Genomic DNA, 20932 nt, shown 5'->3' with positions numbered 1-20932 from the left:
TTTGCGGTCGATCCTAAGCCTCACGCACCGGGTCGGTCCAGCTAGAACAATTCGCCTTGCGGCCCCGCCGGCGGGCGGAACAGGTCGGTGCGCAATTGCATCTTTTCGCCGTTGCGCTCGATCCCGTGGCGCCGCCGCGCGATCAGGAATCGCGCCCGCAGCAGATCGCCCCACGGGCCTTGCCCGCGCATCCGCGTAAAGAACCCCGGGTCATTATCCCTTCCGCCTCCGCGCATCGACTGGATGATCGACATCACCTTGCCCGCGCGCTCCGGGAAATGCTCGTCCAGCCACGCGCGAAACAGCGGGGCGACCTCCCACGGCAGCCTGACCGGGATGAAGGACACGCCGCGCGCGCCGGCCTCCGCCGCCCGCGCCACGATCGCCTCCACCTCGTCATCCGTGATCGCCGGGATCACCGGCGCCATGTTCACATATGTCGGGATACCGGCGTCCGCGAGCCGTCGCACCGCCGTGAGCCGGCGCTCGGGATGCGGCGCGCGCGGCTCGATCGTCATCGCGATGCGCGGCACGAGCGAGGTGATCGATACGGCCACCGCCACCAGCCCCTTCGCCGCCATCGGCGCCAGCAGATCGATGTCGCGCACCACGCGATCGGACTTGGTGGTGATGACGAGCGGATGATCACATGCCGCCAGCACCTCGATCACCTGCCGCGTGATCCGCCACTCGCGCTCGATCGGCTGATAGGGATCGGTGTTCGTTCCCATCGCGATCGGCTGGCAGACGTAGCTTTTCTTCCCCAGCTCCTCGCGCAGCAATGGCGCGGCATCGGGCTTGGCGAACAGTTTCGTCTCGAAATCGAGGCCGGGGGACAGATCGTGAAAGGCATGGCTCGGCCGCGCGAAGCAGTAGATGCAGCCATGCTCGCAGCCATTGAATGGGTTAATGGAACGATCGAAAGGTACATCGGGCGACTTGTTGTAGCTGATGATCGTCTTGGGCTTTGCAATCGTGACTGTCGTCCTAAGCCGGGATGGCTCACCGTCGACTCCGTGTTGCGCGTCGAGCCAATCGCCATCAGCCTCGCGATCGGGCAGGTTGAAGCGCCTGCTCGTTGTATTCCCGGTTGCGCCTCTGCCAGCGATCTTGAACATAGCGGGAGTAGAACATAAAAAGAACAAATGCTCAAGCGCGTCAAACCGGCGACGGCGGCATTCGCCCAGTTGTTGCCTTTCCTACTGTTTCGCTGTGATCCCGTAAGCGCCGTTGCGACCAGCGGCATCTTCCGCCTATCATAGAGCTATGGATGACAATCGACCCGCATGGGATCAGCGGATTGCGGACCGGCTGAATGGAGCGGTCGTGCTCGTCGGGTTGACTACGGGTACGAGAACTGCGGTCGCGTGCGGACGATTTTGAGGCTCGGATGAATGTCTGACTTGGAGACCACACCCGAGGTTCCAAAGTTACTTTATAAGTATCGTGCGCCAGACATGGACAAGCTCCGGCACATCTTGATCGGTGACGAGCTATGGGCCTCCAATCCGACCGACTTCAACGATCCGTTCGACTGTTTTCCCTTCATCGATAAACGCGGAACATACGGTGAGGCGAAAAACTGGATCAACGTTCGACAAGAACGCGGTGCCGCACAAGTGGGTCGCAACAACCGCCGCGCCTTCGCTCGGAAGATCGCCAAGGATGGCGTCGCAGCGATCAGCGAGAAGAGCACGGCCGAACTTTGGAAGGAATCGATCGCAGGTTTCGGCGTCGTGTCGTTCGCGGAGTCCTGCCAAAACATCCTTATGTGGAGCCATTACGCCCGCGATCACTCGGGCGTCTGCCTCGAATTTGCCACCGCTCACGTCCCATTCAATGGCGCAGGTAAGGTCGTCTATGATGCGAAAAGGCCGGTGTTCCGGCCGTTAGACAGAGATCGAACTGACCTTATGGAACGCATCCTCCTTCGCAAGGCAGATTTTTGGGAATACGAGCAGGAATGGCGCTGTATCCAGATTAAGGAGGGCCCCGGCAAGATGCCGTTCCCGGCTGCGGCGTTGACCACGGTCATCTTGGGAGCCGCCGCAAAGCCTGATTTTGTCGAAAACCTCGAATCTCTTGTAGCCCAACGCAAGATTCCCGTTCCCATCAAGAGGGTCGAGTTCGATCCGGAATTCTTCAAGGTTCATTTGAGACACGGCTGATCGAAGCTGAGGAGCCAAACCATCATTTGGCATCCGCGGCTATGACAGCTTTTCTCGTTTTACTCCTGATACTTGGGCGTCCACTCTCCACCCAAATCCGGACATTCCACTACTACACAACCGTGTGTGCACGCTCGCAGCCGCGATAGGGGTTGATCGAGCGATCGAAGGCGCGGGGGATGATCGCCGAGCCAGTCTCCGTCAGCCTGCGTCTGCGGCAGGTTAGTCGGCGGCTTTCGTCGTTTCGCGTAGCACTGCGTATCGCGCGGGATTTGCGCCGGGGCTGTTCCGTCGCCTCGGCGCATCAGGATAAAATATGAGCATCAACGCCAGCGGCCGATTTCCATCCAGCGCAGCAGCGGCTTCAACGGCGCGATCCAGATGATGCCGGTGACGAGATAGAAGGGCAGCTGCAGCGCCCAATGCCATCGCCCGACGATGCCGGAAAGACTCACCACGGCGATGCACCACATTGCGATGAGCGCGAGAATGATGAACATCCCCACTGGTTTGCGCCAGCTCGGCGTCATGGCGTGATCCATTCCTTCTCGGTCGCGATCGCATGGAGCGGCATGTCCCACGCGTCGAGCGGCAGCGCCTTCACCTCCTGCGCCGAAAGCGCAACCCCAATCCGCCGGGCATCGGGAAATTGCACGAAGGCGCGATCGTAATGCCCGGCGCCTTGCCCGAGCCGGTCGAGCGCGCGGGTGAACGCGACGAGCGGCGTGAGGATGATATCCGGCGCCAGCTCGGCCCAGTCACCATGCGGCTGGGACAGTCCGAACGGCCCGGCGGCCAGCGCGGCCTCGGTATCCCAGGCGAGGAAGCGCAGCGGGTGCGCGCGATCAACGACATGCGGCAGCGCGATCACGCATCCCGCCTCCACCGCCGTGCGAGCGAGCTGCGCGGGATCGGCCTCGCTGCCGAGCGGCATGTAACTGGCGACGGTCAGGCCCGGGGACAGCAGGGCGCGGAACGGCGCGGGGCAGGGAACCGCAGCGCCGTCGGCGGCGACGAAGCGGGCGCGCGCGGCGCGGGCTGCGGTGCGGATCGCTCTCTTGTCGCTGGGATCGCTCATGTCCGGTCAGTCATGAAGGGTGGCGGGACCGCCATGGCCGTTTGCCGGAGTATCCGCCGACGCCCAAAACGTCAGGTGGGGACCATATACTGCAGACCAGGATCTGCGCAGGGACAGCCCCCTTGGATGATGAATAGCCTCAGGGATAAATCAAGGCTCGTACCGGGCAGAACCCGCCAACGCCAATCTAGGCGCTCGCGGTGCTTTTCTCAAGGCGTGTCGCGAGTTCTTCGAGCCGCTCGGCCATGGCGGTAAGCGCATCTGTCTCGCCCGGCGCGCGGGCGCTGGCCTTCGCGTCGGCGAGATCATCGGCCAGCATCAGCGCGGCGAGCAGCAGCGTCTGTACCGTGCCGGTGTTGCCGGACGCGCGCTGCGCGTCGGCCCAGCGATCCGCGATCATCGATCCGAGTTGCTCGAGTCGCGCTTCCTCACCGTCCCGGCAGGCGACCGGCCAGCGGTTCTCGCCGATCTCCAGCGTGATCGTCGCCACTATTTATCCTCCTGCGCGATAATCTCGTCCAGCGCGCTAACGGCTTTTTCCATCGCATCGCGCAGTTTCGCATGGCGGCGGGCGAGCGAATCGCTTTCCTGGCGCTGGGCGGCGACGGCGGCATCGATCCGCGCGACGGCCGCCTCGATCCGAAGCAACGGGGAGGAGTCTGTCATTCGCGCACGATAGAAACCAGCCGGTTTCGGGACAAGCCCGCTATCGGCGGCCCGTTGCGCGGTTGACGTGCGACGCATCCCTCGCGCAAAGGCACGCGCGAGCGATGGGGCGGGCTGACGCCGCCCCGACCGACGCTATCGGGAGGCTATGAGGGTTTTATGACCAAGGTTGCGATCAACGGTTTCGGGCGCATCGGCCGCCTGGTGGCGCGGGCCATGCTGGAGCGGGGCGGAGACCTCGAACTGGTCGCGATCAACGATCTCGCCGATGCCAAGTCCAATGCGTGGCTTTTCGCGCGGGACAGCGTGCACGGCCGCTGGCCCGGCACGGTGACTGCCGAGGGCAATGATCTCGTCATCGACGGCAAGCACATCCGGGTCACGGCGGAGCGCGATCCGGCGAACCTGCCGCACAAGGAACTGGGCGTCGAGCTGGTGCTGGAATGCACCGGCTTCTTCACCGATCGCGCCGCATGCGAAAAGCATATCGCGGCGGGCGCGAAGAAGGTGCTGATCTCCGCGCCGGGCAAGGACGTGGACCTCACGGTCGTGTTCGGCGTCAACCACGACAAGCTCGAGGCATCGCACACGATCGTTTCGAACGCGTCCTGCACCACCAACTGCCTCGCGCCGGTCGCCAAGGTGCTTAACGATGCGATCGGGATCGAGCGCGGCCTGATTACCACCGTTCACGCCTATACCAACGACCAGAAGATCCTCGATCAGATCCATCCGGACCTCCGGCGCGCGCGTGCGGCGGCGATGTCGATGATTCCCACGACCACCGGGGCCGCGCGCGCGGTGGGCGAGGTGCTGCCCGAGCTTAAGGGCAAGCTCGACGGTTCGGCAATTCGCGTGCCGACCCCCGACGTCAGCCTCGTCGACCTGACCTTCACGCCCAAGCGCGACACCACGAAGGACGAGGTAAACCAGATCCTGAAGGCAGCGTCCGAAAGCGGCGCGCTGAAGGGCATCCTGGACTATACCGACGAGCCGCTCGTCTCGATCGACCTGCAGCATACGCCTGCCTCCTCGACCGTGGACAGCCTCGAAACCGCGGTGATCGATGGCAAGCTTGTGCGCGTCGTGAGCTGGTATGACAATGAATGGGGCTTCTCGAACCGCATGGTCGATACCGCGACCGCGATGGCGAAGCTGGGCTGACGCCGGATAGTCACCGGCGACGCGCCGTCGCCGGTGACGGCTTATATTGCGAGGAACGATGCCCAAGCCTTTCAAGACGCTGGACGATATCGGACAAATTCACGGCAGGCGCGTGCTTGTCCGTGAGGATCTCAACGTGCCGCTCGCCGATGGGCGGGTCAGCGACGACACGCGGTTGCGCGCCACCGTCGCGACCGTGGCCGAGCTTGCCGACAAAGGCGCGATCGTTCTCGTCCTCGCCCACTTCGGCCGCCCGAAGGGACAGCCCAACGCGGAAATGTCGCTGGCGCGGATCGTCGATCCCTATGCCGCCGTGCTCGGGCGCCCGGTGCGTTACATCGACTGGGAGGGCGACGAGCAGGCGGTCGCCGCGCTCGCGCCCGGCGACATCGCGGTGCTGGAAAATACGCGCTTCTTCTCCGGCGAGGAGAAGAACGCACCCGAAGTGATCGAGCGCTTCGCCGCTCTCGGCGACCTGTACGTCAACGATGCCTTCTCCGCCGCGCATCGTGCCCATGCCTCCACGGAGGGTTTGGCGCACGCGCTGCCCGCTTATGCCGGTCGCGCGATGGAGGCCGAACTAGACGCACTGGAGAAGGCGCTCGGCAATCCCGAGCATCCCGTCGCGGCAGTCGTCGGTGGCGCGAAGGTCTCGACCAAGCTCGACGTGCTCAAGCATCTCGTCGCGAAAGTGGATCATCTTATCATCGGCGGCGGCATGGCCAACACCTTCCTTGCCGCGCGCGGTGTGAATGTCGGCAAGAGCCTGTGCGAACATGATCTTACCGGCACCGCCGACGAAATCCTCGATGCCGCCGACCGTGCCGGCTGTACCGTCCATCTGCCCTACGACGTGGTGGTGGCGAAGGAATTTCGCGCCAACCCACCGACGCGCACCGTAAACGTGCACGAGGTCGCCGCCGACGAGATGATTCTCGATGTCGGCCCGGCGGCGGTAGAGGCGCTGGCCGATGTGCTCAAGACTTGCCGGACGCTGGTGTGGAACGGTCCGCTCGGTGCATTCGAGACACCGCCGTTCGACTCGGCGACGGTTGCGCTTGCGCGCACGGCGGCTGCACTGACGCAGGATGGCAGCCTCGTTTCGGTGGCGGGCGGCGGCGACACGGTGGCCGCGCTCAATCACGCGGGCGTCGCTGACGAATTCACTTTCGTCTCGACTGCGGGGGGCGCATTCCTTGAATGGATGGAGGGCAAGGAACTGCCCGGCGTGAAGGCGCTGACGCGCTGATCAGGACGGGTGTTCGTTCAGCAGCGGGATCAACACCGCGTTGAGCGTATCCAGATCGAGCGCGCCGGCCTTTGCGTAACGCACCACGCCGGCGCGATCGATGACATAGTTGGTCGGTACTCCACCCAGCACCGCATAAGGCCCCTTCAAGCGCCGCACGGCGGGAATCGCGAGCTTGGCGAAAAGCGGCTTGAGCCTGTAGGCCGGCACCGAATCCTCGGTGGTCACCGCGAACACCCGCAGGCCATGCTTCTGCGTGATGCGATAATAGCTATCGAGCGTGGGCAGTTCGGTGCGACACGGCACGCACCAGGTCGCCCAGAAATTGATCACCACGACGGTGCCGCGCAACTCGGACAGCCGCACTTTCTCACCCGTGAACAGCGTCAGTTCGAAATCCGGTGCGCGCTCGCCGATGAGCGTGCTCCGCTCCGCACCGGCCGACGCCGCCGGCCCCACCAGCACCGCCCCGGCAAACCCGGCCAAAGCCATCATCGCGCGTAGCATCGCATTTCTCCCCCCGGATACCGTGGCAACAAAGGGTGTGGGACAGTCGTCGTCAATCCCCTCTGGCGCCCCGTCGCACCCCTCGCTAACAGGCGCGGAAACCATTCCATTTGCGATTAGGGGAAAGCGATGACGCCGACGGTCAAGGCCATTCTGGACAAATATGAATCCGATTCGCCGGCCACAAAGGCGAACCTTGCGCGCATCCTGATGCACGGACGGCTGGGCGGCACGGGCAAGCTCATCATCCTGCCGGTCGATCAGGGGTTTGAGCATGGCCCGGCGCGCAGCTTCGCCATCAACCCGCCGGCCTATGACCCGCATTACCATTATCAGCTCGCGATCGATGCCGGGCTTTCCGCCTATGCAGCGCCGCTGGGCATGCTGGAAGCGGGCGCGGAGACTTTCGCCGGGCAGGTGCCGACGATCCTGAAGTGCAACAGCTCGAACAGCTGGGCGACCAGCGTCGATCAGGCGGTGACGGCGAGCGTGGACGATGCGCTTCGCCTCGGCTGCGCCGCGATCGGCTTCACCATCTATCCCGGTTCCGACCATGTGTTCGAGCAGATGGAGGAAATCCGCGAGCTTTCCGCGCAGGCGAAATCCGTTGGCATCGCCACCGTCATCTGGTCCTATCCGCGCGGCGGCAACCTCTCCAAGGACGGTGAACTGGCGCTGGATGTCGGCGCATATGCCGCGCATATGGCGGCGCTGCTGGGCGCGCACATCATCAAGGTGAAGCTGCCGACCGCCCATATCGAGCAGGCGGACGCGAAGAAGGCCTACGAGGGTGGCGACTGGTCGACCCAGGCGAAGCGTGTCGCGCATGTCGTGCAATCGAGCTTCGCGGGCCGCCGCATCGTGGTGTTCTCCGGCGGCGCCGCCAAGGGTGCCGACGCAGTATATCAGGATGCGCGTGACATCCGCGACGGCGGCGGCAACGGATCGATCATCGGCCGCAACACCTTCCAGCGCGAGCGCGGCGAAGCGCTGGCGATGCTCGACAAGCTGGTTCGCATCTACACGGGCGAAGAATAAGTGGATCGCCGCAGCATCGTCGTCGGCCTTCCGCTGGCGACGATGCTTGGCGGCGCTGCGATCGCTGCTGCCGGTGGGAGGCGCGCAATGCATGGCATGATCGGCAGAATCACTGCAATTCCTGGCCAGCGCGCGATGCTGGCGGAGCTGCTGATTGCCGGCAGCGGCGACATGCCCGGCTGCCTCAGCTATGTCGTCGCCGAGGATATGGCGAACCCGGACGCGTTGCTGGTTTCCGAGGCGTGGGACAGCAAGGAGAGCCACGCCGCCTCGCTGAAGCTTCCGGCCGTGCAGGCGGCGATCGCGAAGGCAAGGCCGCTGATCGCCGGATTCGAAACCATCGCGGAGACCCGGCCGATCGGCGGCACGGGGCTGGGCGCTCACTGAGATGGTCGAGCGGCTCGATCCATTGGACGAGCGCTGGTCCGCGGTTGACGATTACATTGGCGAGAAGCTGCTGAGGGCTGACCCCGTCCTGGCCGCCGCCCTTGCCGCCAATGCGGCGGGTGGTCTGCCGGACATAGACGTTTCACCACCGCAGGGGAAACTGCTTCATCTGATCGCACTGGCGAGCGCAAGCCGCCGCGTGCTGGAGGTTGGAACGCTCGGCGGCTATTCGACGATCTGGCTGGCGCGCGGCGTGGGCGCGGATGGCCGGGTCACGAGTCTGGAGATCGATCCGAAACACGCGGATGTCGCGCGGATAAACCTCGCAAAGGCTGGCGTGGGCGATCGCGTGGAGGTGGTCACGGGGGCGGCGCTCGATACGCTGGCGGCGCTCGCCGGACCGTTCGACCTTGTGTTCATCGATGCGGACAAGGAGAGCAACGTCGCATATGTTCAGGCGGCGATCCGGCTGTCGCGACCGGGAACGGTGATCGTCGTGGATAATGTGATCCGCGAGGGCGGGGTGCTTGATGAGAACAGCGCCGATCCGCGCATCATCGGCACCCGCGCCCTGTTCGATTACGTAGCGGCAGAGCCGCGGCTCACCGCCACCGCGATCCAGACGGTGGGCGGCAAGAAATGGGACGGATTCCTGCTGGCGATCGTTGACGCGGCCACGCGGTGAGCGCTTTCCCCTATCATCGCGCGGTCGCGCCCATGCTTTGGGTGCTGGTTGGACTGGCGACGACCGAGCTGGTGGTGGTGCATCTGCTGGTGTCATTCTGGTACCCGCGTATCGCGCTGGCGCTTTCGCTCGCCAGCCTCGCGGGGCTGGTGTGGCTGATCCGCGCAATCGCCGCGATGAAGCGACTGCCGGTGGAGATTGGCGCGCGCGCCCTCACGATGCGTGCCGGCGGGATCAAGAGCATTACCGTGCCGCTGGACGCGATCGCTGGCGTGGATGCCGCAGGCAACACGCGCGATCGCAGCGCACTCAATCTGGCGCTGGTCGCGCATCCCAATGTGATCGTTGATCTGCACGAGCCGCTTCCGGGACGTCGCGCGGCGCGCCGGATCGCGCACCGCCTCGACGATCCCGCCGCCTTCATCGCTGCGCTTCGCGGTGCGTTGGCCGAGCGCACCGGGCCGGATCAGCCTGCGACGGGAAGCTTCACCGCCCCTTCGTGATCGCGCTCAAGCGGGCCATAAGCGATCGCCGTCTCAAGCAGCAGCGGCTCATACAGATGCGGGAACATCTGCCCGCCGCGTGATGGCTCCCACTTCAGCGTCGCGCCGAACGACCCGAGATCGACCGCCACGACATGCAGATGCTGCTGGCCGGAGAAATGCTTTTCCACCGTCTCGGTCAGCTGTGCAGCAGTCGACAGGTGGATATAGCCGTCGGCCAGGTCCACCGGTGCGCCGGCGAAGCTGCCGTCGCGCTCGAATGCCGCCATCTGATCGGCGGTCAGCACCTTGTAGGCGACGGTTGGCCGATCGGTCATTCCGCGTCGCCTGTCGCGGTCGCGTCCGGTGACGCAGTTTCGGCAATCGCGACCGTCTCGTCCTCTTCACTTTCCTCGATCCGCGCAGCGGAGACGACATGTTCGTCGTTCGCCACGTTGAACAAGCGCACGCCGGCCGAGCCACGCCCGATCACCCTCAGGTCCGCGAGCGGGATGCGGATCATCTTGGCCTGATCGGTAACGAGCATCAGTTGCTGCGCCTTGGTGGCGCGGAAGCTCGCGACGACGAGGCCGTTGCGCGCGATATTGTCGATATTGGTGATGCCCTGGCCGCCGCGCCCGGTGCGGCGATACTCATATGCCGACGATAATTTGCCATAACCGTTGGCGCACAGCGTCAGGATGAATTCCTCCTGCTCGGCGAGATGCGCGAAGCGTTCGTCGTTCATTGCGCGCGGGCTGCGCTCCGGGTCTTCGCCCTTCCACGGCGCGTGGCGCAGATAATCGTCGCGCTCGTCCTGATCGCGCATGCCGATCTTGTGCAGGATCGACAGCGAGATCACTTCGTCGCCCGCGGCGAGCCGCATGCCGCGCACGCCGGTGGAGTTGCGGCTCTGGAACTCGCGCACCTCGTTGCCGGCGAAGCGGATCGCCTTGCCCTGCCGGGTGGCGAGCAGCACGTCGTCCTCCTCGTCCAGCAGCGCGACGCCGATGAGGCGATCATCCTCGTCCTCGCCCTCGAACTTCATCGCAATCTTGCCGTTCGAGGGCACGTTGGTGAAGGCGTCCATGCTGTTGCGACGGACGTTGCCCCTGGCGGTGGCAAACATGACGTGGAGCTTGCTCCATTCCGCCTCATCCTCCGGCAACGGTAGAACGGTGGAGATCGTCTCCCCCTCCGCCAGCGGCAACAGATTGACCATCGGACGCCCGCGTGTGGCCGGCCCTCCCTCGGGCAGCTTCCACACCTTCATGCGATAGACCTTGCCGAGCGTGGAGAAGAACAGCACCGGCGTGTGCGTCAATGTGACGAACAATTCGGTGACGACATCCTCATCCTTCGTCGCCATGCCGCTGCGACCCTTGCCGCCGCGTGCCTGGGCGCGGAACGCCTCCAGCGGGGTGCGCTTGATATAGCCCTGCATGGTCACGGTGACGACCATGTCCTCGCGCTCGATCAGGTCTTCGTCCTCGATCCCGTCGGCGGCGGCGGCGATCTCGGTGCGGCGCGGATTCGCGAACAGCGCGCGCACCTCAGTCAGCTCGTCGCGCATCACCTGATAGAGTTTGACGCGATTGGCGAGGATTTCGAGCAGTTCCGCGATCGAGGCGGCCAGTTGCTCAAGCTCGTTGCCGATCTCGTCCCGGCCCAGCGCGGTAAGTCGGTGCAAGCGCAGGTCGAGAATCGCGCGAACCTGAGTTTCGCTCAGGCGGTACGTGTCGCCGGTGACCTCGGCGTCAACCGCCTCGACCAGCCGGATATAGGGGGCGATCTCCGCGATCGGCCATTCGCGTGCGAGCAGCGCGGCGCGCGCCTCGGCCGGGCTGGCCGAGCCACGGATGATCCGCACCATCTCGTCCAGATTGGTGACTGCGATGACGAGCCCGAGCAAGATGTGCGCACGGTCGCGCGCCTTGGCCAGCTCGAACTTCGAGCGCCGCGTGATGACGATCTCGCGGAACTGGATGAACGACTGGATGATGTCTCGCAGGCCCAGCATTTCGGGCCGTCCGCCACGGATCGCGAGCATGTTCGCGGGGAAGCTCGATTGTGCCGGGGTGTGCCGCCACAGCTGATTGAGCACCACCTCGGGTGTCGCATCTCGCTTCAGATCGATGACGATGCGCACGCCGAGGCGATTGGATTCGTCGCGGATATCGCTGACGCCCTCGATCCGCTTGTCCTTGGCGGCTTCGGCGATCTTCTCGACCAGCGCGTTCTTGCCCTGCTGGAAGGGAATTTCGGTAAGCACGATCGAGCGGCGATCACCGCGCCCCTCTTCGACCACATGACGCGAACGCACGATGATCGACCCGCGACCGGTCGCATACGCAGAGCGCGCGCCGGATCGGCCCAGGATGATCGCCCCGGTCGGGAAATCCGGGCCGGGCACGATCTCCATCAATTCCTCGGTGGTGATCGCGCCATTGTCGATATAGGCGAAACACGCGTCGATCACTTCGCCAAGGTTGTGCGGCGGGATATTGGTCGCCATGCCGACCGCGATGCCGCCCGCGCCGTTGACGAGCAGGTTCGGGAACCGGGCGGGCAGGACCTGTGGTTCGCTTTCCGAGCCGTCGTAATTGGGCTGGAAATCGACGGTGTCCTTGTCGAGATCGTCGAGCAGGAAATCCGCGATCTTGGCGAGCCGGGCCTCGGTGTAACGCATCGCGGCCGGCGGATCGGGATCCATCGAGCCGAAATTGCCCTGGCCGTCGATCAGGGGCGCGCGCATCGACCAGTCCTGCGTCATGCGCGCCAGGGCATCGTAGATCGCGCTATCGCCGTGCGGGTGATATTTACCGATCACGTCGCCGACGATGCGGGCCGACTTGCGATACGGCCGGTTCCACACGAACCCGCTCTCGTTCGCCGAGAACAGGATGCGCCGGTGCACCGGCTTCAGCCCGTCGCGTACATCGGGCAGCGCGCGGGCGACGATCACGCTCATCGCGTAATCGAGATAGCTCGTCTTCATCTCCTCGACGATGGAGATGGGTGCAATGTCCGAAGGGTCGGCGAGGAGAGTCTCGTCGGTCAAGAATCAGCGCTTTCGGGTTGTGTCGTTTCGATGACGAACCCTAGCCCAGTGCGGAAGCGCTGACCACCCCCGCGCGCCTGCGCGCGCGGGGGTGTCGGTGGCCCGAGCGGCCTTTCTGAAGGCGCCCGGGAGAATGGGCTTCGTCAGGCGGTTACTTGCACGCCTTCTTGTTGGCGTTGCCCGCCTTCGAGCAATTGTAGGTGATCGTCTTGCCCGTCGAGGTCTTGGTCGTGACCATGCGGCCGGCGGGGGCGGCAGCAGTCTTGCGCGCGACGGTGGTCGTCCGTGCGACCGTCGTGGCGGCCGGCTTGACGATCGTGGTGTTCCTGGCGGCCACCGTGGTCTTGGGCGCGCCAAACGCCGGCTTCGTCACCGTGGTGGTCTTGGCCGCGACCGTCGTCTTCGCCGCAGTGGTCTTGGCGGCGGTGGTGGTTTTGACCGCCGTGGTCGCCTTCGCGACGGGCGCCTGCGCATACGCCATCCCGCCCGAGGCGAGCGCGGCGGCGGAAATTGCTGCGAGGATCGCGGACTTCATCATTGCATCACTCCGTTTCGAACGACGTCTGTCGGCGTCGAAGGCCGTAATGCTCCCGCAGGGATCGCCATGTCGTGACGCGAAGATTAAATATCGGTCAGGGAGAGATTTCGGCGCCATCCCAGGAGAAAATACGTCCACTGTCCTGGGGCTTGAGGCCATCGATAACGTCGAGCAGTTGCACCGCGGCGCGGTCAGGTGCGAATATATCGCGGCCTGACTGGCGAAATGGTTGCGACAATTTGGTATCGACCGTGCCCGGATGAAGCGCTGCGACGATGCCGCGATCGTTACGCCGCTTGTCTTCGATCGCCAGCGTGCGGACGAGCTGGTTCAGCGCCGCCTTCGACGCGCGATAGCCATACCAGCCGCCCAGCCGATTGTCGGAAATGCTGCCGACCCGCGCCGATAGCGCCACGAAAATGCTGCGGCCCGTTCGGGGCATGATCGGCAGGAAATGTTTCGCGACGAGCGCCGGACCGATCGTGTTGATTGCATATTGCCTGGCCAGCCACACCGGATCGAGATCACGGATCGCCTTTTCCGGCCCGCGCCCGGCCTCATGCAGCAGGCCGGTCGCGACGATAACCAGCTCCGGCGATCCGGCGCGTGCGGCGGCGCGGGCAATCGTCGTCTCGTCCGTCAGATCGAGTTCGGGTCGAGCGAAGCGCAGGACGGTCTCGCCCTCTTCCTCCAGCGCTTCGGCCAGCGCCGCGCCGATGCCGCCCGACGCACCGATGACGACCGCGCTCACTGGCGACGGAACGACCAATGGTCGCCCTCGCTCTCCGCACCGTCAAATACATAGCCATCGCTGTCGAAGCCGCGCATCGCATCGAAATCCGTTATGCGATGCTCCACCAGCCAGCGCGCCATCATCCCGCGCGCCTTCTTCGCGTGGAAGCTGATGAACCGCCCGTCGGCCTCGCGGAAATCGACGGTGATTATGCGAACGTCGCGCGGCAGCAATCCATCCACCGCCGCCCAATATTCCTGACTGGCGAGGTTCAGCACCACATTCGATCCTTCGGCCAGCAGATCCTGCGCCAGCGCGTCGGCGATACGCTTGCCCCACCAGTCGGTCAGCTTCTTGCGACGCGGCGCCCAGCGCGTGCCCATCTCGAGCCGGTATGGGCGCATCAGATCCAGCGGGCGCAGCAGGCCGTACAGGCCGGAAAGCATGCGCAAATGATCCTGCGCGAAGGCTATCGCGGGCTCGTCAAGCGTCGCCGCGTCCAGTCCGGTATAGACGTCGCCGGCGAAGGCACGGATCGCAGGCCGTTCGGGCAGCGCGTCGAATCCGCGGAACCGCTCGATATTGAGCTGCGCGAGCTTGTCAGAGATGTGCATCAGCTCACCCAGCCGTTTGCGCGACATCTTCGCCGCTGCGCCCGCCAGCGTTGCCGCCTCCGCCGCGAACCGCGGGGCGGACGCCTGCATCGGCGGAAGCGGGGTCTGATAGTCCAGCGTCTTGGCGGGTGAAATGACGGCGATCATGGTGCCTGCGCCTATCGGGGGAACCGGATGCGTTCAATCCATGTTCAGCGCAGTGACGTCAGGGACGTCGGGTTTCTTGAACCAACAGGGGCAGCGGAGTAGAGCGGCGCCGGGGCGCCAGCGCGCCTTCCACGATGGAGAGAATGAAGCGATGAAGAGCATGTACCGGGCCGCGATCGCCGCCGCCCTTCTTTCCGGGGTCGGCAGCGTCGCTTTCGTCGCGCCGGCGTCCGCCAAGGAAAAGAAGGAAGAGGCCGGCAGCAAAGCGCCGCCGCTGAAGCTCAGCAAGGACGTCCAGCCGCTCGCCGCGAAGGCGCAGGCCGCGCTCCAGGCGAAGGACTATGCCACGGCCGCGCCGCTGATCCAGCAGGTTTCCGCCGGCGCCAAGAGCGACGACGACAAGTATATCGCCTCGGTGTTCGAGCTTCAGCTCGCCGTCGGCCAGATGCAAGGCGGCCAGATCGATGACAACAAGATCAAGGGCCCGCTCGACGCGCTGATCGCCAATCCCCGCACGCCGGCTGCCGATCAGGCGCGTTTCAATTACCAGCGCGGCATCATCGCCGCCAATGCCAAGCAGCCCCAGGAAGCGATCACCTTCTTCCAGCGCGCGCAGCAGCTCGGCTACACCGATCCCAACCTTCCGCTGCAGATGGTCAAGATCAAGATGGAGGGCGGCGATATCGCCGGCGGCTCCGCCGATCTCCAGAAGGCGATGGATGCGCAGATCGCCGCCGGCCAGAAGCCCGATGAGTCGCTCTATCGCTACGCCATGGCGAAGACGCTGCAAAAGCGGATGATCCCCGATACGATCGGCTGGATGAAGCGCTACGTGGCCGCTTATCCGACCGCCAAGAACTGGCGCGACATCGCATTCGTGTACGGCATTCAGCAGGGCAGCGCCGTCACGCTCGACAAGGCGCAGAAGGTGGATCTGTTCCGGCTGCTACGCAAGGAAAAGGCCCTGGCCGACCAGTTTGATTATGAGATCTACGCGCAATATGCGATCGATCTCGGGCTGCCGAACGAGGGCAAGTCGGTGATCGACGAGGGGCGCGCAGCGGGCAAGCTGCCGGCCGACTCGGCAACCGCCAGCGATCTGTATCGCGTCGCCAAGCAGTCGATCGCCAACGAGGGGTCGCTTGATCCGCTCGATGCCAAGGCGAAGGCGGCGGCCAACGGCAAGCTCGCCGCGGGCACCGCCGACGCGCATCTCGGCTCGGGGAATTATGCGAAGGCGATTGAGCTGTACAAGGTCGCCCTGCAGAAGGGCGGCGTGGACGCGGATGCGGTCAACACGCACCTCGGCATCGCGTTGGCGCAGTCCGGCGACACGGCTGGTGCCAAGGCTGCCTTTGAAGCGGTGAAGGGCGCACCGCGCGCCGATATCGCATCGTTCTGGCTGACCGCGCTTAACACGCCGGCCGCCTGAGGCGCACGCGATATCGATAAGAAAAGGGCGGCTTCCGGGCCGCCCTTTTTCTTCCGCGATCCGAAAATCCTTTTACTCGAGAATCGGCACACCCGAAGCGGATTTGGCGCTGCGGATCGTGAGCGACGACTTGACGCTGGCGACATTGGGCGCGGGCGTCAGATGCGTCGTCAGGAAACGTTGAAAACTCTCCAGATCGGTCGCGACGATCTTGAGCACGAAATCTATCTCGCCATTCAGCATGTGGCACTCGCGCACCTCCGGTAGCGCGGCGACATGCTCCTCAAAGGCGGACAAGTCCGCCTCTGCCTGGCTTCTGAGGCTCACCATCGCGAAAACGGTGATCGGAAAACCCAGTTGCGCGGCATCGCAATCCGCATGGTAGCCGCGAATCACGCCCGCCTGCTCCAGCGCGCGGACACGCCGCAGGCACGGTGGGGCCGTCAGCCCGACGCGGTCTGCCAGTTCGACGTTGGTCATCCGCCCGTCGTCTTGCAGAAACGCCAGGATTTGCCTGTCGATACGGTCGAGCACTTCATTCTCCGGCTGTCGCCAAGCAGCTTCATGGCGATTTCGTTCACGTATCCATAGGAAAATTGCGCCTAAACGCAATTGTCCCACATTGCGACGTGCCGAAATCTGCTGTTCCACGATCGTCTGATGCAGATTACTCAGGCGATCCCCGGCGGCGAAACGGTCGCCTGCCGGAAAGGATGATATCGGTGCGATTCGACGACAGCCTGAAGACCGTTCTCGCTGCGGACGCCTCCACGCCCTTCGGCGCGCAGGCGGCGTTCAGGCAGGTTGCCGATCTTCTGGCACGCGGGCGGATCGTAGAGAGCGCCGAGGTGCTCGATCATTTGCGCGTTTTGCGGGAGCGGGTGCCGCTGTCGGTGCGTGCCGCTGCCGGTCGCTCGCTCGCGCTCGCGGCGCCCTCGGCCGGGCTGGTCGCGGTGTTTGCCGAAGACGAGCATGCGGTTGCTGCGCCAGTGCTGCGCGCCGCACGCCTTGACGATGCGGCGTGGCGTGCGCTGCTGCCGACGCTTGGCCCTACGGGACGCGCCGTGCTCCGTCACCGCGCCGATCTGTCGGATGACGTTGCGCGCGCGCTGGACAGCTTTGGACCCGCTGATTTTGCGCTGGGGTATGATGGCGAAGAGGCCGCGATGTTGCCGGCGTGCGCCGCCGCCATCGAATCGCTTCCCGCCGAAGCCGTTACCCAACCGTCTGCCCCTCCCGCCGACGTGCTCGATCTCGAGCCGGCAGTGGCGGCTGGCGGTGGCTTCGAGATCGCGGCGCTGGTTGACCGCATTGCTGCCTTTCGCGAGCTGCATCGCGATCAACAGCCACTTCCTGCAGGTTCCGGCGATGAAGCGGACGCGGTCGATCGATTCAGCTTCGAGACCGATTCGGCCGGCGTGATTCGCTGGATCGACGCTGCGCCACGCGCGGCGGTGATCGGAGTCGGCTTCCTCTTGCCTGGCGCCGATGGCCAGCCGCAGGTCGATGGCGTGGCCAGCGGCGCGTTCCGCCACCGTACCGCATTCAGCGACGCGCGCCTCAATATTGGTGGACGATCGGCGCTCGCGGGGGACTGGCGCATATCCGGCGTGCCGATGTTCGATCCGGCCACTGGCCGCTTTGTCGGCTTTCGGGGTGCCGCGCGCCGTCCGCGGATCGACGAAGGCGCGATTGGCCGGCGCACCGACGCAAGCGGCATCGAGGGCTTGCGGCGACTGGTCCACGAACTGCGCACACCCAGCAATGCAATCGCTGGCTTCTCCGAATTGATTGAGACCGCGATGCTCGGACCCGTTCCCGAGGTCTATCGCGAACGCGCAGCGACCATCCGTGCGCATGCGAGCGATCTGGTGGCGGCGATCGAGGATCTCGAACTTGCCGCGCGGCTCGAGGGGAATGCACTGAATCTGCGGGACGAGACGGTGATGCTGGCGCCGCTGCTCTCCCGCACACTGAATGATCTCGCGCCATTGGTCAGATTGCGCGATTGCGTGGTCGATCTTGCGCCGGGGCCCGCGGGCATAACGCTGGCCTGTGACGAGCGGATTGCCGAGCGCCTGATCGGGCGATTGATCGCCGCGCTGGTGGCCAGCGCCGCTCACGGCGAGCGGCTGACGATTGACGTGCGCGACGAGGACACCCACGTCGCCATCCAGATTACCCGTCCGCGCGCGCTTGCCGCCGTGCCGGATGCGACCCTGCTGACGCTGGATGCCGAGCGCGAGGTGGAGATGCCAGGCGCCCCCTTGCTCGGCACCGGATTCTCGATCCGGCTGGCGCGCAACCTCGCGACGGAATTGCGCGGTTCGCTGATGATCGAGGCGGAGCGCTTGACTCTGCTGCTCCCGACAGGATTGATCGGCGACATGGGGCAGGCCTCGACAAACTGACGACGGTGGCATCGCCCGCGATCGTCCCGCGGCGCTGGCGTGTGCCGCCCCCGGAAGCGGAAACGCTGGTGCGTTGGCCGATCGATTTCGGCGTCCGCTACACCGTGTTCATCGATACCGAGGAGGAGTTCGACTGGGCTGCTCCTTTCTCGCGTGACGCAGGGACGGTTACCGCACTCGCGGCGTTGCCGGAGGCGCACCGGCGCCTGTCGGACGCGGGAGCGGCGCCTGCGTATTTCATCGATTACCCGGTGGCATCCGATCCCGGCGGGGCGGATTTATTGCGGAGCATTCTTTCGGACAATCCTCGCGCTGCGATTGGCGCGCAACTGCATCCGTGGGTCAATCCGCCGTTCGACGAGCCGCTGTCCTCGGTTGCGTCCTTCGCGGGCAATCTTCCCGGGCGAATGCTTGAGGAAAAGCTTGTGCGGCTGACAGGAGCGATCGCCGGTGCGTTCGAGCGCGCGCCGCGCGCCTTTCGTGCCGGTCGATACGGGCTCTCGCCGGAGATGTTCGGGATGCTGGCGCGGCACGGCTACCAACTGGATAGTTCGGTTCGCCCCGGTTTCGACTATCGCGCTGAAGGCGGCCCGGATTTCACGCATGCCCGCGGTGACGCCTGGCGGGTGTCGGAAATGATCGAGTTGCCGCTATCGACCGTCTTTACAGGCGCGCTGCGGAGACACGGCGCGAGGCTTCATGCGCGGCTCGGCGCCGTTCCGCGCGGGCGCGGCCTGTTCTCCCGCGCCGGTCTGCTCGCGCGCGTGCCGCTGACTCCTGAGGGCGTGCCGTTGAACGACGCGCTCGAGGCGATCGCGATTGCGATCGGGGAAGGCGCGCGCGTGCTGAATTTCGCTTTTCATTCCCCCTCGCTGGTGCCGGGGAATACGCCGTATGTTCGCGACAGGACGGATCTGGCGCGGTTCTGGCGCTGGTGGGATCACGTTCTTGACGAACTCGATCGACGTGGCGTGCGTTCCGCTTCCCTGGACGAGGTGATCGCGGCCGCCGGCTGAACCACCACCTGCTTGCTCGCGCAGGGGTTGAGGTCAGGCGCATCGCCGAATGAATGATGGTCGGGGAGAGAGGATTCGAACCTCCGGCCCCTGCCTCCCGAAGGCAGTGCTCTACCAGGCTGAGCTACTCCCCGACGGAGTATCGGTCATCGGCCTTTCGGGGGCCTACCGGTCGCTGGAGGCGCGCCTATAGCCAGCGGATTTGGGCTGCGCAAGCTGCGTATTCATATTGGCGCGCGGGCTGCAAGCATCGCGTCCAGGGTGGTGAACTTCTCGCGCGGGGCGCCATCCCGGGCGTTGGCTATTTCGGAGCGCTCGATCTCCTGCCAGTCGCGAAACGTGACGACATCCACCGCACGTTCGGCGAGTAGCGCATCCAGCCCCACGCGACCGGCTTTTCCGCTGTCGCCGGGGGTTTCCGATGCGATCCTGTCGGCGATCATGAACCCGTCGGGCCGGTTGGTGCCGATCGTGCCGGTTGGCCCGCGCCGCGCCCAGCCGACGGCGTAAAGCCCCGGCGCGATATGCCCTTCGTCATTGGCGAAGCGCCCGAGCCTCGCGTCATACGGCACGCCCTCGATCGGCGGCGTGCGATATCCGATGCAACTGACAACCAGTCTGGCCGGAATTTCATAGGTCTCCCCGGTGCCCACCGCGCGGCCATCTTCATCCACGCGGGTCCGCTCGACGACCACGCGCTCGGCCTTGCCGTTGCCCTTGATCGCGAGCGGCATGGCGAAGAAATCGAACGTGATCGAAACGGGCGAGGCAGGGCGGTTCCCGGCGAAGGCGCGCAAGTGGCTCACCGACTTGCGCAACCCCGGCTCCAGCGCGGCATCCGTGTCGATCGACGGCAGGTCCGCGCTGTCGACGAGCGGCGTCGCTCTGCTGAGATGGCCAAGCTCACCAAGTTCCTTGGGCGTCATCGCGATCTCGTGCGGCCCGCGCCGCGCAAGGATCGTGACATCGGTGATCGCGTGCGGCCCGAGCGCTTCGAGCGCGTGCTTGACGATATCGGATCCCGCAAATTCGTCGCTTGTCTTGGCAAGGATACGCGCCACATCCAGCGCGACATTGCCCGCGCCGACGATAACCGCGCCCGGGCCCTCCAGCGGCGGCGCGAGGTCGGCGAAATCGGGGTGACCGTTATACCAGCCGACGAACGCGGCGGACCCGATCACGCCGGGCAGATCGTCGCCGGGTATGCCGAGCGGGCGATCATGCGGCGCCCCGGTCGCCAGCACGACCGCATCATAAAGGTCGCGCAATTCCGGGATCGAGACGTCCCGCCCCACCGCGACATTGCCGACGAAGCGGACATTGTCGCTGAGCGCGGTCGCTTCGTACCGCCTGGAAACCGCCTTGATCGACTGGTGATCCGGCGCGACCCCGGTGCGGATCAAGCCATAGGGCACTGGCAGGCGATCGATGATGTCGACGCGGACATCGTCGCCGAACGTCTTTTGACAGGCTTCCGCAGTGTAATAGCCTGCGGGGCCTGACCCGATCACGGCGACGTGGCGCATATTGCGTCTCTCCTTGTCCCGCGGGATGCT

At 65.1% G+C, this 20932-nt stretch carries 23 protein-coding genes and 1 tRNA gene; 10 read left to right on the top strand and 14 right to left on the bottom strand.

Annotated features, from left to right (window positions below; all coding sequences use genetic code 11):
* Positions 1 to 41: 41 nt before the first annotated feature.
* Positions 42 to 1118, bottom strand: coding sequence for a PA0069 family radical SAM protein (locus ACM61V_RS16925; RefSeq protein WP_137788179.1), 1077 nt, complete (start codon positions 1116 to 1118; stop codon positions 42 to 44).
* A 276-nt stretch (positions 1119 to 1394) separates the two neighbouring features.
* On the opposite strand from ACM61V_RS16925, the gene ACM61V_RS16920 reads away from it, so the two are divergent.
* Positions 1395 to 2168 (top strand): DUF2971 domain-containing protein, encoded by a 774-nt coding sequence (locus tag ACM61V_RS16920; RefSeq protein ID WP_137788180.1) that lies wholly within the window; start codon positions 1395 to 1397, stop codon positions 2166 to 2168.
* 323 nt (positions 2169 to 2491) lie between these two features.
* Here the strand turns inward: ACM61V_RS16920 and ACM61V_RS16915 are convergent, their stop codons facing one another.
* From ACM61V_RS16915 to ACM61V_RS16900, 4 genes are all read right to left on the bottom strand, one after another.
* Entirely contained in the window at positions 2492 to 2698 is a 207-nt protein-coding gene (locus ACM61V_RS16915) for a DUF2842 domain-containing protein (protein ID WP_137788181.1), read from the bottom strand.
* Entirely contained in the window at positions 2695 to 3246 is a 552-nt protein-coding gene (locus ACM61V_RS16910) for a 5-formyltetrahydrofolate cyclo-ligase (protein WP_137788182.1), read from the bottom strand. Before ACM61V_RS16910 ends, ACM61V_RS16915 begins: the two co-directional genes overlap by 4 nt.
* A 187-nt stretch (positions 3247 to 3433) precedes the next feature.
* The gene (gene zapA / locus ACM61V_RS16905) at positions 3434 to 3736 is read right to left on the bottom strand and encodes a cell division protein ZapA (protein WP_419714197.1); all 303 of its coding nucleotides are present in this window, start codon (positions 3734 to 3736) and stop codon (positions 3434 to 3436) included.
* On the bottom strand, positions 3736 to 3912 hold the full coding sequence (locus tag ACM61V_RS16900) for a hypothetical protein (protein WP_171007677.1): 177 nt from the start codon (positions 3910 to 3912) through the stop codon (positions 3736 to 3738). The genes zapA and ACM61V_RS16900 overlap by 1 nt, the downstream gene beginning before the upstream one ends.
* 159 nt (positions 3913 to 4071) lie before the next feature.
* On the opposite strand from ACM61V_RS16900, the gene gap reads away from it, so the two are divergent.
* The gene (gene gap / locus ACM61V_RS16895; protein WP_419714196.1) at positions 4072 to 5076 is read left to right on the top strand and encodes a type I glyceraldehyde-3-phosphate dehydrogenase; all 1005 of its coding nucleotides are present in this window, start codon (positions 4072 to 4074) and stop codon (positions 5074 to 5076) included.
* Positions 5077 to 5134: 58 nt separating this feature from the next.
* Positions 5135 to 6325, top strand: coding sequence for a phosphoglycerate kinase (locus ACM61V_RS16890; RefSeq protein WP_137788185.1), 1191 nt, complete (start codon positions 5135 to 5137; stop codon positions 6323 to 6325).
* On the opposite strand, the gene ACM61V_RS16885 is transcribed toward ACM61V_RS16890, so the two are convergent.
* Positions 6326 to 6832 (bottom strand): TlpA family protein disulfide reductase, encoded by a 507-nt coding sequence (locus ACM61V_RS16885; protein ID WP_249341723.1) that lies wholly within the window; start codon positions 6830 to 6832, stop codon positions 6326 to 6328.
* A gap of 129 nt (positions 6833 to 6961) precedes the next feature.
* On the opposite strand from ACM61V_RS16885, the gene ACM61V_RS16880 reads away from it, so the two are divergent.
* Genes ACM61V_RS16880 through ACM61V_RS16865 form a run of 4 tightly spaced genes read left to right on the top strand, consistent with a single transcriptional unit; the run spans position 6962 to position 9445 of the window.
* Positions 6962 to 7870, top strand: coding sequence for a class I fructose-bisphosphate aldolase (locus tag ACM61V_RS16880; RefSeq protein WP_137788186.1), 909 nt, complete (start codon positions 6962 to 6964; stop codon positions 7868 to 7870).
* Complete coding sequence (locus ACM61V_RS16875) at positions 7871 to 8257, top strand: putative quinol monooxygenase (protein WP_349290335.1); 387 nt, start codon at positions 7871 to 7873, stop codon at positions 8255 to 8257.
* Position 8258: 1 nt separating this feature from the next.
* Complete coding sequence (locus ACM61V_RS16870; protein WP_137788187.1) at positions 8259 to 8942, top strand: O-methyltransferase; 684 nt, start codon at positions 8259 to 8261, stop codon at positions 8940 to 8942.
* Entirely contained in the window at positions 8939 to 9445 is a 507-nt protein-coding gene (locus tag ACM61V_RS16865; RefSeq protein WP_212742231.1) for a hypothetical protein, read from the top strand. Before ACM61V_RS16870 ends, ACM61V_RS16865 begins: the two co-directional genes overlap by 4 nt.
* Here ACM61V_RS16865 and ACM61V_RS16860 read toward each other — a convergent pair.
* From ACM61V_RS16860 to yaaA, 5 genes are all read right to left on the bottom strand, one after another.
* The gene (locus ACM61V_RS16860; RefSeq protein WP_137788188.1) at positions 9409 to 9762 is read right to left on the bottom strand and encodes a DUF952 domain-containing protein; all 354 of its coding nucleotides are present in this window, start codon (positions 9760 to 9762) and stop codon (positions 9409 to 9411) included. The two genes, ACM61V_RS16865 and ACM61V_RS16860, sit on opposite strands and share 37 nt — an antisense overlap.
* Complete coding sequence (gene gyrA / locus ACM61V_RS16855; RefSeq protein WP_137788189.1) at positions 9759 to 12485, bottom strand: DNA gyrase subunit A; 2727 nt, start codon at positions 12483 to 12485, stop codon at positions 9759 to 9761. The genes ACM61V_RS16860 and gyrA overlap by 4 nt, the downstream gene beginning before the upstream one ends.
* A 151-nt stretch (positions 12486 to 12636) precedes the next feature.
* On the bottom strand, positions 12637 to 13023 hold the full coding sequence (locus ACM61V_RS16850) for a hypothetical protein (protein ID WP_249341724.1): 387 nt from the start codon (positions 13021 to 13023) through the stop codon (positions 12637 to 12639).
* Between the two features lie 94 nt (positions 13024 to 13117).
* Entirely contained in the window at positions 13118 to 13774 is a 657-nt protein-coding gene (locus ACM61V_RS16845; RefSeq protein WP_249341725.1) for an SDR family NAD(P)-dependent oxidoreductase, read from the bottom strand.
* Positions 13771 to 14517 carry a peroxide stress protein YaaA gene (gene yaaA, locus ACM61V_RS16840; RefSeq protein ID WP_137788191.1) on the bottom strand — a complete coding sequence of 249 codons (747 nt, stop codon included), beginning with the start codon at positions 14515 to 14517 and terminating at the stop codon, positions 13771 to 13773. The genes ACM61V_RS16845 and yaaA overlap by 4 nt, the downstream gene beginning before the upstream one ends.
* A 151-nt stretch (positions 14518 to 14668) precedes the next feature.
* On the opposite strand from yaaA, the gene ACM61V_RS16835 reads away from it, so the two are divergent.
* Positions 14669 to 15949 carry a tetratricopeptide repeat protein gene (locus ACM61V_RS16835; protein WP_137788192.1) on the top strand — a complete coding sequence of 427 codons (1281 nt, stop codon included), beginning with the start codon at positions 14669 to 14671 and terminating at the stop codon, positions 15947 to 15949.
* Between the two features lie 72 nt (positions 15950 to 16021).
* Here the strand turns inward: ACM61V_RS16835 and ACM61V_RS16830 are convergent, their stop codons facing one another.
* Positions 16022 to 16483, bottom strand: coding sequence for an Lrp/AsnC family transcriptional regulator (locus tag ACM61V_RS16830; protein ID WP_283214578.1), 462 nt, complete (start codon positions 16481 to 16483; stop codon positions 16022 to 16024).
* Positions 16484 to 16671: 188 nt separating this feature from the next.
* Between ACM61V_RS16830 and ACM61V_RS16825 the strand changes: the two genes are divergently transcribed.
* Together ACM61V_RS16825 and ACM61V_RS16820 are read left to right on the top strand one after the other, a co-directional pair.
* Positions 16672 to 18360: a sensor histidine kinase gene (locus ACM61V_RS16825; protein WP_137788193.1), complete on the top strand. Its 1689-nt coding sequence runs from the start codon at positions 16672 to 16674 to the stop codon at positions 18358 to 18360.
* A 5-nt stretch (positions 18361 to 18365) separates the two neighbouring features.
* Positions 18366 to 19376, top strand: coding sequence for a WalW protein (locus ACM61V_RS16820; protein ID WP_249341726.1), 1011 nt, complete (start codon positions 18366 to 18368; stop codon positions 19374 to 19376).
* Positions 19377 to 19433: 57 nt separating this feature from the next.
* On the opposite strand, the gene ACM61V_RS16815 is transcribed toward ACM61V_RS16820, so the two are convergent.
* Positions 19434 to 19510 (bottom strand) — tRNA-Pro (locus ACM61V_RS16815).
* A gap of 90 nt (positions 19511 to 19600) precedes the next feature.
* Positions 19601 to 20902, bottom strand: a complete 1302-nt coding sequence (locus ACM61V_RS16810; protein ID WP_137788194.1) for an FAD-dependent oxidoreductase — start codon at positions 20900 to 20902, stop codon at positions 19601 to 19603.
* Positions 20903 to 20932: the final 30 nt, after the last annotated feature.

Origin of the sequence: Sphingomonas sp. TX0543, assembly GCF_048565505.1 — a bacterium.
Classification (GTDB): domain Bacteria; phylum Pseudomonadota; class Alphaproteobacteria; order Sphingomonadales; family Sphingomonadaceae; genus Sphingomonas.
This window is presented reverse-complemented; position numbering and strand designations above follow the sequence as displayed.